This is a genomic window from Pseudomonas sp. BNK-15 (assembly GCF_047456105.1).
In the GTDB taxonomy this organism is placed as follows: Bacteria; Pseudomonadota; Gammaproteobacteria; order Pseudomonadales; family Pseudomonadaceae; genus Aquipseudomonas; species Aquipseudomonas putida_E.
Genome location: NZ_CP179898.1, coordinates 45081 through 57910, shown reverse-complemented (window position 1 = coordinate 57910; position 12830 = coordinate 45081). Strand labels below are relative to the sequence as shown.

Annotated in this window: 8 protein-coding genes and 1 pseudogene; 4 read left to right on the top strand and 5 right to left on the bottom strand. The window is 61.9% G+C overall.

Annotation, left to right across the window (positions count from 1 at the left end; genetic code table 11):
- Window positions 1–21: 21 nt before the first annotated feature.
- The 4 genes and pseudogenes from ACMGF5_RS00265 to ACMGF5_RS00250 form a co-directional block, all read left to right on the top strand.
- Window positions 22–783 (top strand): annotated as a pseudogene (locus ACMGF5_RS00265) (PAS domain-containing protein); the annotation flags it as partial.
- 30 nt (window positions 784–813) lie between these two features.
- The gene (locus ACMGF5_RS00260; protein ID WP_261981986.1) at window positions 814–1320 is read left to right on the top strand and encodes a methyl-accepting chemotaxis protein; all 507 of its coding nucleotides are present in this window, start codon (window positions 814–816) and stop codon (window positions 1318–1320) included.
- A 134-nt stretch (window positions 1321–1454) separates the two neighbouring features.
- On the top strand, window positions 1455–2807 hold the full coding sequence (locus ACMGF5_RS00255; RefSeq protein WP_414157487.1) for a spinster family MFS transporter: 1353 nt from the start codon (window positions 1455–1457) through the stop codon (window positions 2805–2807).
- A gap of 195 nt (window positions 2808–3002) precedes the next feature.
- Window positions 3003–5195, top strand: coding sequence for a TonB-dependent receptor (locus ACMGF5_RS00250; RefSeq protein WP_414157486.1), 2193 nt, complete (start codon window positions 3003–3005; stop codon window positions 5193–5195).
- Window positions 5196–5462: 267 nt separating this feature from the next.
- On the opposite strand, the gene ACMGF5_RS00245 is transcribed toward ACMGF5_RS00250, so the two are convergent.
- From ACMGF5_RS00245 to ACMGF5_RS00225, 5 genes are read right to left on the bottom strand one after another with little or no spacing between them, the layout of a single operon-like run.
- Window positions 5463–7070: an ABC transporter ATP-binding protein gene (locus ACMGF5_RS00245; RefSeq protein WP_414157485.1), complete on the bottom strand. Its 1608-nt coding sequence runs from the start codon at window positions 7068–7070 to the stop codon at window positions 5463–5465.
- 1 nt (window position 7071) lies between these two features.
- Window positions 7072–8091, bottom strand: a complete 1020-nt coding sequence (locus ACMGF5_RS00240) for an ABC transporter permease (RefSeq protein WP_046785219.1) — start codon at window positions 8089–8091, stop codon at window positions 7072–7074.
- A 1-nt stretch (window position 8092) separates the two neighbouring features.
- Window positions 8093–9166 (bottom strand): microcin C ABC transporter permease YejB, encoded by a 1074-nt coding sequence (locus ACMGF5_RS00235; RefSeq protein WP_119687471.1) that lies wholly within the window; start codon window positions 9164–9166, stop codon window positions 8093–8095.
- A 1-nt stretch (window position 9167) separates the two neighbouring features.
- Window positions 9168–11003: an extracellular solute-binding protein gene (locus ACMGF5_RS00230; RefSeq protein WP_414157484.1), complete on the bottom strand. Its 1836-nt coding sequence runs from the start codon at window positions 11001–11003 to the stop codon at window positions 9168–9170.
- Entirely contained in the window at window positions 11000–12829 is a 1830-nt protein-coding gene (locus ACMGF5_RS00225; protein ID WP_196996765.1) for an extracellular solute-binding protein, read from the bottom strand. Before ACMGF5_RS00225 ends, ACMGF5_RS00230 begins: the two co-directional genes overlap by 4 nt.
- Window position 12830 lies beyond the last annotated feature (1 nt).

The following is a 12830-nucleotide window of genomic DNA, read 5'->3' as shown; positions in this document are numbered from 1 at the left end:
CTATTCTCAGCAGGTGCCAGCATGTTCAACCGGCAATTGAAAACCACGCTCGCCGAGCGTGAACGCGAACTGGAAAGCCTTCGGCAATGCCTGGAGCAGATAGAGCAGGCGGGTTTTTTTCTGCGGCTCGACGCCGATTGGCGGATCGTCGACTGCAACATTTCCAGTGCTGCTGCGTTCGGCGTCACTGTGGATGCCTTGACCGGCACTTACCTGAGGCAGTGGCTTCCCGCTGAGGCCTTGCGCGGGCTGGCCAGCGCGCTTGCCAATGGTGTGCCGCTGCACGATGACATGAACCTGAACACGGTCAATGGCAAGTCGGCATGGTGGCGCCTGGGCTGGTATCCGCGGCTGGATGCACAAGGGCGGGTATGCGAGGTGCGCGCATACGGGCGCGACGTGTCCAAAGAGGTCGGGCTGGCTCGGGAGAACCAGGCGCTGCTCGACGCGTTGTTGCGCTCCAGCGCGGTCATCCAGTTCGATCTGGCAGGCAATGTGCTGGCCGCCAATGACACCTTCCTGGCGGGCATGGGATACCGTCTCGATGAAGTGGTGGGTAAGCATCACAGGATGTTTTGCTGCGCAGAAGATACCGCCAGCCCGGCATATGCAGAATTCTGGCGAACGCTCAATACCGGCCGCTACGTCACCGGCCGTTTCCGCCGCCTGGACCGGCACGGGAACGAAGTGTGGCTGGAAGCGAGTTACAACCCGGTGAATGATGCGCAGGGAAAATTGGTGCGGGTGGTCAAGTTCGCCTCGGTGGTTACCGCACAGGTCCAGCGCGAAGAGGCCATCAAACAGGCCGCGCAGATGGCGCTTGAGGTGTCCCGCAATACCGTTGGCGGAGCGTCTGAGGGCGCGGCGGTGGTGCAGCAAGTGGAGCAGACCATGCAGGGCATGACCCGGCAACTGCAATCGGCCGGCACGACGATCACTGCACTGGGCGAGCAATCGGTGTTGATCAGTTCGATCGTCCAGACCATCGGCGGCATCGCTGCGCAGACCAACCTGCTCGCGCTCAATGCAGCCATCGAAGCGGCCCGCGCCGGCGAGCAGGGCAGGGGGTTTGCCGTGGTTGCCGACGAAGTGCGAAAGCTGGCGGCGCGCACCAGCACGGCTACCGATGAGATCGTCTCGGTGGTGGCGCATAACCAGACGCTCGCCAGCCAGGCCGTTGGCGAGATAGAAACCAGCCGGGATCACGCCACGCAGAGCCTGCAGCTTGCTTCGCAGGCAGGTGAGGCGATTGGCGTGATCTTGCAGGGCGCGACGGGTGTGGTGAACGCTGTAGAGCGAGTGAGTCAGGATTTGCGTTGAACCGGGCCAGCGTACTGCTTACCGGGCATCGCTCGATATCAGCGCGGTAAATGGTGGCAGACGATGCGCAGTTCCCCCTCTAGATTCGTGTGGCGTGCTGGAAGCCCCGAACAACAATAACGAGGGACCTGACTATGCCGACCGCCATCCAAGCGAATAACGCCTGGCGCATCCTGTTCTTGCTGTTCCTTGCCAACCTGTTCAATTTCTTCGACCGCACCATACCCGCCATCATCATCGAACCGATTCGCCTGGAGTGGCACCTGAGCGACTTCCAGATCGGCCTGATCGGCACTGCCTTCACCCTGGTCTATGCCATCGCTGGCCTGCCGTTGGCACGGCTGGCCGACACCGGCTCGCGCAGCCGGCTTATGGGCTGGGGCCTGATGGCATGGAGCGGGCTGACGGCAGTCAACGGCATGGTTGGGAGCTTCTGGAGCTTTCTGCTGGTGCGCATGGGGGTGGGCATCGGTGAAGCCAGCTATGCGCCCGCCGCCAATTCGCTTATCGGAGACCTGTTCCCTGCCGAGCGGCGAGCAAGGGCGATGGGTATCTTCATGCTCGGCCTGCCGCTGGGCCTGTTGCTGGCCTTCTTCACCATCGGCGCCATGGTGCAGGCCTTCGGCAGCTGGCGCGCACCGTTCTTCATTGCCGCAGTACCGGGTGTGGTGCTGGCGCTGTTCCTGTTCCTGATTCGCGAACCGGCACGCGGTGCGGCAGAAACCGTAGCCGTCTCCCAGGCTCCACTGGACCGGCCCCTGCGCCGCGTACTTAGCGTGCCCACCTTCGCCTGGCTGGTGCTCGCAGGCCTTACGTTCAATTTTGCTTCGTACGCCTGCAACTCGTTCATGGTGCCCATGCTGCAGCGGTACTTCGAGCTGCAACTGCAACAAGCCGCAGTGGCCACCGGGGTCATTGTCGGTGTGACCGGTCTAGTAGGCCTTACCCTTGGTGGCTGGGTGGCCGACAAGGTGCATCAGCGCTTTGCCAATGGCCGGCTGATGTTCGCCGTGCTTAGCATGCTGGTCGCCACGCTGGCCACTGCCTGGGCGCTGCACGCTGGGCGGATTGAGCTGGGCCTGTTCGTGGCGCTGTTCGGCGCGGGCTGGCTGTTCTCGTACAACTTCTACACCTGCGTGTACACCGCCATCCAGGACGTGGTGCAGCCCCGCCTGCGTGCCACGGCCATGGCGCTGTATTTTGCCGGGCTGTATCTGCTGGGTGGTGGATTGGGGCCGGTGGTGGTTGGCGGGCTGTCGGACCATTTCGCTGTCGCAGCCATGGACGCAGCGGGGGAAGTGATGATGAGCGAGGCGTTCAAGGCCCAGGGGTTGCACGACGCGATGTACCTGATACCGGTGGCGCTGATGTTGACCATGGTGTTTCTGCTGGCCGCGTCGCGGTGTTTCAGCCGCGATGCGCAGCGAATGCGGGAGGGGATGGTGGCTGACAGCGAAGCAGTGGAGGGCCGGGCCGTTCAGGCCTGAGTACTTTTAGCCGCGAAGTCGCTTTAATGGAGGCGGGCATCCCGGTCATCGGTGGCTTGCTTGCTCCGGGACGGCTCAAATGCCACTGGTCTTGTAGGTGGCATTTAGCCTTATTGTAGGTTGATGCTCATATATGGGAAGTATTATCATTTACGCCATCGCTCTAACTCACACTTATCTGTCAGGATTTGTACGATGGCGTCTCGCTTTCCTTCGCGCCCAGCCATGCTGGCGCTGTGCTGTTCCGTAACGCTGATGGCGCAAGCGGCCGAGCCGATTCAACTTGACGCCACCGACGTCAACGCCGACGCCGTCAAACCCACCCCCGGCGCGCTGCCCGAGGCGTTCGCCGGTGGCCAGGTGGCCCGTGGTGGTCACATGGGAGTGCTGGGTAATCAGGACAACATGGACGTCCCGTTCACCATGACCAGCTACACCTCCAAGCTGATCGAAGACCAGCAGGCTGAGGACATCGGTGACGTGGTGGCCAACGACCCGTCCGTGCGCGAGTCGTTCGGCTTCGGCAACCAGTCGAAGGTCTTCGTGATTCGCGGGCTGCCACTGGCAGGGGATGACATCTCCTTCAACGGCCTCTACGGCATTCTGCCGCGCCAGATCATGTCGACCGATGGTGTGGAACGTGTTGAAGTGTTCAAAGGGCCCAATGCGTTTCTCAATGGTGTGAGCCCGACCGGCACTGGCCTTGGCGGTAACGTCAACTTGCAACCCAAGCGTGCTGGCGATGTCCCTACCCGCCGATACACCCAGGACATCAGCGCTGATGGGCGCATCGGCGAGCATCTGGACATCGGCCAGCGCTTCGGGGAAGACAACCGCTTCGGCGCGCGGCTGAACCTCAGCCAGCGTGAAGGTGAAACCGCTGTTGACGATCAGGACCAGCGGACCAAACTATTCGTTGCCGGCCTGGACTACCGCGGCGACACGGTGCGCATCTCCGCCGACTTCGGTTACCAGAAGCAGCGTATCAACCACCTGCGCAACTCAGTGCGCCCCGGCACCGCCACCAAGGTGCCAACCGCACCGGATGCCAGCCACAACTACGGCCAGGCTTGGAGCTACAGCGAGTCGGAAGATACCTTCGGCATGATTCGTGGGGAATGGGACCTGAACGAGAGCTGGACTGCCTATCTGGCCGGTGGTGCGCGCCATACCCGCGAGCATGGCACCTATGGCACGCCGGTGCTGGTGGGTAATAGCGGCACGGCTACGCTCTCCGGTTCGGATATCGTCCACGGCGAAGACAACACCAGCTTCAGCGCCGGCCTCAATGGCCGCCTGCAGACCGGGCCGTTCAGCCACCAGATTGCCGTGGGCGGCAATACCCTGTGGACGCAGGCGGAAAACGCCTACACCTTTTATCGACCAGTCCCTGGCAATACCAATATCTACGACAAGGTCACGCTGCCCAAACCGACCGACGGCTACCTCACCGGTGGTGAGATGGGTGACCCCGGCGTAACCGGCAAAACCCGCAACCGCAGCATCGCCATATCCGACACGGTAGGCATGTTCGATGACCGTCTGTTACTCACTTACGGGGTGCGCCGTCAGCAACTGCGCATCGAAAACTATTTCTATGACGGTACTACTTTCGATGGTGTCGCTAATCCGGCCAATGACGGTAGCCGTAACGGTCCTGCCTATGACAAGGGCGTCACCACGCCTGTCTATGGGATTGTGTACAAGGCAACCGACAGCATCTCTGTTTACGCCAACCGCATCGAAGGCTTGGCCCAAGGCCCGACGGCCCCGGCGAACACTGTAAATGCTGGGCAGATGTTCCCGCCGGGCCGAACCAAACAGCTTGAGGCAGGCATCAAGCTCGATAAGCAGACCTATGGCGCGAACCTGGCTGTGTTCCGTATTGAAAAACCTTCCGATGGTTATACCGAAGGCACTACCTACATCCGCGATGGCGAGCAGGTCAACAAAGGCCTGGAGCTGAGTGTATTTGGCGAACCGATCGAAGGTTTACGCCTGATGGCCGGTGGTACCCGCATGACTTCGGAGCAGAAGAAGACTGCCAACGGTACCAATGACGGCAACCATGCCATCGGCGTGCCGACTTTCCAGCTGAACGCAAGTGTCGACTGGGATGTGCCGGGGGTGCCTGGGTTGGCACTCAATGCCCGGATGCTGCGCACTGGCGGCCAATACGTCGATGCCACCAACAACCTCAGCCTGCCGACCTGGAACCGTTTCGATGCCGGTGCGCGCTACAAGCTGAAAGTCGCCGAGAAGGACCTGACCCTGCGGGTGAACGCGGAAAACCTTACCGACAAGAACTACTGGGCTTCAGCCAATGGTGGCTACATGACCCAGGGCGATCCGCGGTTGGTGAAGTTCTCGGGCACGATTGATTTCTGATCCTGTGTGCTTGCGCCACTGTGCCGACTGTCATGCTTTAGTTCTGCGCTTGCGTAGCCTCTGGAGGGGCTTGTCTCGCGATGTGGGGATAGCCGGCGCAGCGCCTCCCAGGCAAGACACATCAACGGCCTGGTGCAGAGTGTGTGGCTCTGTCGGCATCTGCAGTTGGATCAGCGCTGACTCAAGCCGCACGCGTAGAGGTGCGGCCTTAACCCAACCATTCGCTCGATGCATCAATGTTGGGGCTGTTTCAAATATTCAACCCTATCAGCCGGTTTCATGACGCAAAAACGCCGCCTCCAGCAGTTGCTGCGTATAAGCATGCTGGGGTGAATGGAAGATCTGCTGAGCCTCGCCTTGCTCCACAACATGCCCCTGCTTGATCACCATCAGTTGGTGACTCAACGCTTTGACCACGGCAAGGTCATGGCTGATGAACAGGTAGGTGAGGTTGTACTTGTGCTGCAAGTTGCGCAGCAATTCCACCACCTGCCGCTGCACCGTACGATCCAGCGCAGACGTCGGCTCATCCAGCAGAATCAACGCCGGCTTGAGCACCAGCGCCCGGGCGATGGCGATACGTTGACGTTGCCCACCCGAAAACTCATGCGGGTAGCGGTGGCGCGTGCGTGGGTCCAGGCCTACCTCTTCCAGCGCCGCGATAATTGCCGCTTCCTGTTCTGCGGCTGTACCAATCTTGTGAATCCGTAGCCCCTCGCCAACGATATCCGCCACACACATGCGTGGGCTCAGGCTACCAAAGGGGTCCTGAAACACCACTTGCATCTCACGTCGCAGTGGCCGCACCTGCTTCTGGTTCAAGCCTTCCAGCGCCTGGCCATGGAAGCGGATGCCCCCCTGGCTCGAAATCAGGCGCAAGATCGCCAGCCCCAGCGTCGACTTGCCAGATCCCGACTCACCCACGATCCCCAGTGTCTGCCCTTGCGGCAAGCTGAAGTTGATCCCGTCCACCGCCTTCACATGGTCAACCGTCTTGCGCAGCAAGCCTTTCTTGATCGGGAACCATACCTTCAGGTCGTTCACTTCCAGCAGCGGTGCGCCAACCGGGTTATGTGCCGGCAAGCCGCTGGGTTCGGCATTGATCAGCATCTGTGTGTAATGGTGCTGCGGCGCACTGAACAGCGTCGCGCAATCGGCCTGCTCGACAATCTGCCCACGCTGCATCACGCAAACACGGTGGGCAATGCGCCTTACCAGGTTCAGGTCATGGCTGATCAACAGCAATGCCATGCCCAACCGCGCCTGCAGTTCCTTGAGCAGCTCCAGAATCTTCAACTGCACGGTCACGTCGAGCGCAGTGGTGGGTTCATCGGCAATCAGAAACTCCGGCTCATTGGCCAGCGCCATGGCGATCATCACCCGCTGCCGCTGGCCACCGGACAGCTCGTGGGGCAGGGCCTTCAGCCGCTTGCGCGGCTCGGGAATGCCCACCAGCTCCAGCAACTCCAGCGTGCGCGCAGTGGCTTGCTTGCCGGTGAGGCCCTTGTGCAGCAGCAGGATTTCGTTGATCTGCTTTTCGATGCAGTGCAGCGGGTTCAGCGAGGTCATCGGCTCCTGGAAGATCATCGCGATGCGGTTGCCGCGAATCTTCTGCATGGCCTTCTCACCTTGCTGCAGCAGGTCGTTGCCTTCATAGCCGATGCTGCCGCTAGGGTGGCGTGCCAGCGGGTAGGGCAGCAGGCGCAGAATCGAGTGGGCGGTAACGGATTTGCCCGAACCGCTCTCGCCGACCAGCGCCAGGGTCTCACCCTTGCGGATGTCGAAGCTGATGCCATCGACCACACGGTTGACCTGTTCGCCGGTAACGAACTCCACCGCCAGGTCGCGCACTTCGATCAGGTTCTGTTCACTCATCTCACTTCCTCGGGTCGAAGGCATCGCGGGCGGATTCGCCGATGAATACCAGCAGGCTCAGCATGATCGCCAATACGGCAAAGGCGCTGATGCCCAGCCATGGCGCCTGCAGGTTGGACTTGCCTTGGGCCACCAGTTCGCCCAGCGACGGCGCGCCCGGTGGCAGGCCGAAACCGAGGAAGTCCAGGGCGGTCAGGGTGCCGATGGCACCGGTGAGGATGAAGGGCATGAAGGTCATGGTTGAAATCATGGCGTTGGGCAGGATGTGCCGGTACATGATCGCGCCATTGCGCATCCCTAGGGCACGGGCGGCGCGCACGTACTCGAGGTTGCGCCCGCGCAGGAACTCGGCACGCACCACGTCGACCAGGCTCATCCACGAAAACAGCAGCATGATGCCCAGCAACCACCAGAAGTTGGGCTGCACGAAGCTGGCAAGGATGATCAGCAGGTACAGCACCGGCAAGCCGGACCAGATCTCCAGAAAGCGCTGGCCGGCAAGGTCCACCCAGCCACCGTAAAAGCCCTGCAGGGCACCGGCGATGACGCCGATGATGGAACTGAGGATGGTCAGGGTGAGGGCGAACAGCACCGAAATGCGGAAGCCGTAGATCACCCGCGCCAGTACATCGCGGCCCTGATCGTCGGTGCCCAGCAGGTTGTCCGCCGAGGGTGGCGCAGGGGCGGGTACGCGCAGGTCGTAATTGATGCTCTGGTAGCTGTACGGGATCGGGGCCCACAGCACGAAGCTGTCTTTTTTGGCCAGTAGCTCCCGGATATACGGGCTCTTGTAGTTGGCCTCCAGTGGGAACTCGCCGCCGAAGGTGGTTTCCGGGTAGCGCTTGAAGGCCGGGAAAAACCACTCGCCGTCGTAGCGCACGGCAATCGGTTTGTCGTTGGCGATCAGCTCGGCGCCCAGGCTCAGGCCGAACAGGATGAGGAATAGCCACAGCGACCACCAGCCGCGTCGGTTGGCCTTGAAGCGCTCGAAGCGCCGACGGTTGAGAGGGGACAAGGCCATGTCAGTGCTCCCGGCTGGCGAAGTCGATGCGCGGATCGACCAGGGTGTAGGTGAGGTCGCCGATCAGTTTCACCACCAGCCCTAGCAGGGTGAAGATGAACAGGGTGCCGAACACCACCGGGTAGTCGCGGTTGATGGCCGCCTCGAAACTCATCAGGCCCAGGCCGTCGAGGGAGAAAATCACCTCGATCAGCAGGGAGCCGGTGAAGAAGATGCCGATGAACGCCGAAGGGAAGCCCGCGATCACCAGCAACATGGCGTTGCGGAACACGTGGCCGTACAGCACCCGCGAGCGGCCCAGGCCTTTGGCTTTGGCGGTGACCACGTATTGCTTGTTGATCTCGTCGAGGAAGCTGTTCTTGGTCAGCAGGGTCATGGTGGCGAAGTTGCCGATCACCAGGGCGGTGATCGGCAGCACCAGGTGCCAGAAGTAGTCGAGCACTTTGCCGGTGGTAGACAGCTCGTCGAAGTTGTTCGAGGTCAGGCCGCGCAGCGGGAACCAGTCGAAGTAGCTGCCGCCGGCGAACAGCACGATCAGCAGGATGGCGAACAGGAACGCCGGGATGGCATAACCGACGATGATCGCCGAGCTGGTCCAGACGTCGAAGTGGCTGCCGTGGCGCACCGCCTTGGCGATACCCAGGGGGATCGACACCAGGTACATGATCAGCGTGCTCCACAGCCCGAGCGAAATCGACACCGGCATCTTCTCGGCGATCAGGTCGATGACCTTGGCATCGCGAAAGAAGCTCTCGCCGAAGTCCAGCTGGGCGTAGTTCTTGACCATGATCCATAAACGCTCGGGGGGCGACTTGTCGAAACCGTACATGCGCTCGATTTCGGCGATCAGCGCAGGGTCGAGGCCCTGGGCACCGCGGTAGTTGGAGCCGGCCACGGAGACTTCGGCGCCGCCGCCGGCAATCCGGCTGGTGGCACCCTCGAAGCCTTCGAGCTTGGCGATCATCTGTTCCACCGGGCCGCCGGGGGCGGCCTGGACGATGATGAAGTTGATCACCAGGATGCCGAACAGGGTCGGGATGATCAGCAGCAGGCGACGCAGGATGTAGGCCAGCATGTCAGTTGGCCTCTTGCGCAGGCGCTTCGGACACGGCTGGCGTCACCTCGGGCTTGATCCACCAGGTGTCGATGCCGATGTCGTACTTGGGCGAAACCTTGGGGTGGCCGATGTGGTTCCAGTAGGCCACGCGCCAGGTCTTGATGTGCCAGTTGGGGATCACGTAGTAACCCCACAGCAGCACGCGGTCCAGGGCGCGGGCGTGGTTGATCAGGCTCTGTCGGGAATCGGCGTTGATCAGCGCTTCGACCAGTTGGTCGATGGCCGGGTCCCGCAGGCCGATGAAGTTGCGGCTGCCGGGGTTGTCGGCAGCGGCACTGGACCAGAACTCGCGCTGCTCGTTGCCTGGGGAGCTGGACTGCGGATAGCCGCTGACGATCATGTCGAAGTCACGCGAGCGCAGGCGGGTGATGTACTGGGAAACGTCGACGCGCCGGATGTTCAGGTCGATGCCAAGGTCGGCCAGGTTGCGTTTGAACGGCAGCAGGATGCGCTCGAATTCGGTCTGGGCCAGCAGAAACTCGATGGACACCGGTTTGCCGTTCTTGTCGACCATCTTGTCGTCGACGATCTTCCAGCCAGCGTCCATCAACAGCTTGTAGGCCTGGCGCTGCTGTTCGCGGATCATGCCGCTGCCCTCGGTGACCGGGTTGTGGAAAGCCTCGCTGAACACCTGTTCGGGGACCTTGCCGCGCATAGGCTCAAGGATCTTCAGCTCGTCAGGCGAGGGCAGGCCCTGGGCGGCCATTTCGGAGTTTTCGAAGTAGCTGCCGGTGCGGGTGTAGGCGCCGTTGAACAACTGCTTGTTGGTCCACTCGAAGTCCAGCAGCAGGCTCAGTGCCTGGCGTACGCGGATGTCCTGAAACACCGGTTTACGCAGGTTGAAAATGAAACCCTGCATGCCGGTGGGGTTGCCGTTGGGCAGCTCTTCCTTGATCAGGCGGCCATCGCGTACGGCGGGAACGTTGTAGGCGGTGGCCCAGTTTTTCGCGCTGGTCTCAAGGCCATAGTCGAACTGGCCGGCCTTGAGTGCTTCCAGCGCGACGGTGTTGTCGCGGTAGGAGTCGAAGGTCATGGCGTCGAAGTTGAACTGGCCGCGGTTGAGCGGCAGGTCCTTGGCCCAGTAGTCCTTGACCCGCTCGTAGCGGATCGAGCGGCCGGGCTTGACCTCGGTGATCTTGTACGGGCCGCTGCCGAGCGGGATTTCCAGGTTGCCGCGGTTGAATTCGCGGCCTTCGTACCAGTGCTTGGGCAGCACGGGCAACTGGCCGAGGATCAGCGGCAACTCGCGGTTGTTCTTGTGCTTGAAGGTGAACAGCACGCGCAGCGGGTCTTCGGCGACGACTTGGGCGACATCGCCATAGTACTGGCGGTACAGCGGTGCGCCGTCCTTGATCAGGGCGTTGAAGGTGAACACCACGTCTTCGGCCCGCATCGGGTGGCCGTCGTGGAAGCGTGCCTCGGGGCGCAGGTAGAAGCGCACCCAGCTGTTGTCCGGGGCCTTTTCGATCTTGCCGGCAACCAGGCCGTACTCGGTGAACGGCTCGTCCAGGCTCTGGCGCATCAAGGTGTCGTAGATGGCGCTGACGTTTTCGGCGGCCACCCCTTTGTTGATGAACGGGTTGAGGCTGTCGAAACCGCCGAAACTTGACTGGCGGAAGGTGCCGCCCTTGGGCGCGTCGGGGTTGACGTAGTCGAAGTGCTTGAAGTCGGCCGGGTACTTCGGCGCTTCATCATAAAGGGTCAGTGCGTGTTGTGGCGCGGCCATGGCCGGTAGGCTCAGGCAGGCAAGCAGCAGGCTGCCTGCCAGCTGGCGCAGGCGGTATGTTGGCATCATTGGGCTTTCTCCGAAGTCTTTAGCCACCAGGTATTCAGCCCCAGGGTATAGGGCGGGGTGGTGACGAAACCGAACCGGTTGCGGTAGGCCAGGCGGTGGTTGTCGAGATACCAGTTGGGGATCATGTAGTACTGCCAGGACAGCACGCGGTCCAGGGCGCGAGCGGCGGCGACCTGATCATCGCGGGTGCGCGCGGCGAGCAAGGTGTCGAGCAGGTGGTCGACCACCGGATCCCTGACCCCAGCGTAATTCTTGCTGCCCTTGATCGCAGCCTGGCTGGAATGGAAGTACAGCCACTGCTCAAGGCCGGGGCTCAAGGTCTGGCTCAAGGTCATCAGAATCATGTCGAAGTCGAACTGGTCCAGGCGTTGTTTGTACTGGGCACGGTCCACGGTGCGCAAGCGCGCATCGATGCCGATGCTCGCCAGGTTTTCGACATAAGGTTGCAGGATGCGTTCGAGGTTGGGATTCACCAGCAGCAGCTCCATGCGCAATTGCTGGCCTTGTGCGTTCACCAGGCGCTGGCCGTCGAGCTTCCAGCCGGCGCGACCGAGCAGGCTCAGCGCCTGGCGCAGGCTCTGGCGGTCGATGCCGCGGCCATCGGTGTGGCTGACCTGATAGGGCTGGGTGAACAGCTTTTCCGGCAATTGGTCACGGAACGGCGCCAGCAGCAGCCACTCCTTGCCCGTGGGCAGGCCGCTGGCGGCAAACTCGCTGTTGGGGTAGTAGCTGGTCGAGCGGCGGTAGGCGCTGCTGAACAGGGCGCGGTTGGTCCACTGGAAGTCGAGCATCAGGCCCAGCGCCTGGCGTACCCTGGCGTCGCTGAAGGTGGCCCGGCGGCTGTTCATGAACAGCCCCTGGGTCTGGGTCGGGATGCGATGGGGGATCTGGGCCTTTATCACCTCGCCACGGCGCAGTGCCGGGAAGTTGTAGCCGTTGGCCCAGTTCTTTGCCTGATGCTCGATATAGATGTCGAACTCGCCTGCCTTGAAGGCTTCGAACGCGACTGTGGCGTCCCGATAGAACTCGTATTCGATGCGGTTGAAGTTGTACTTGCCGCGGTTTACCGCCAGGTCCTTGCCCCAGTAGTTCTTTACCCGCTCGAACACCAGGCGCCTGCCGGGCTGCACCTGAGTGATGCGGTAGGGGCCGCTGCCAAGCGGCGGCTCGAAGGTGGTGGCCTTGAAATCGCGGTTTTGCCAGTAGTGTTTGGGCAGCACCGGCATCTCGCCCAGGCGCAGGATCAGCAGCGGGTTGCCAGCGCGCTTGAACACGAAGCGGATGCGCAGCGGGCCAAGGATATCCACGCGCTGCACTTCCTGCAGGTTGGTGCGGTAGATCGGGTGGCCGTCCTTGAGCAGCGTGCGGTAAGAGAAGGCGACGTCTGCAGAAGTGATCGGTTTGCCGTCATGCCAGCGCGCTTGCGGGCGCAGGTTGAACACCACCCAACTGCGGTCCTCGCTGTACTCCACCGAGCGGGCGATGAGGCCGTAACTGGAGGTGGGCTCGTCCCCGGAAGGGTCATACATGCCGGTGCCGACCATCAGTGTTTCGTTGAGCTCGTTGACACCGTACTGCAGGAAGTTCGGCGTTGTGACCGGGCTGGAACCCTTGAAGGTATAGGCGTTGAGCGTGTCGAAGGTGCCCAATGCCATGGCGCGCAAGGTGCCGCCCTTGGGCGCTTGCGGGTTGACCCAGTCGAAGTGGGTGAATGTGGCTGGGTACTTGAGCGTGCCGAACTGCGCGTATCCGTGGCTTTCGCTCACCATCGCGGCTGCGGGAAAGCTCAAGGCCAGGCTGAGTGACAGCAGGAGGGGACGTATCAAG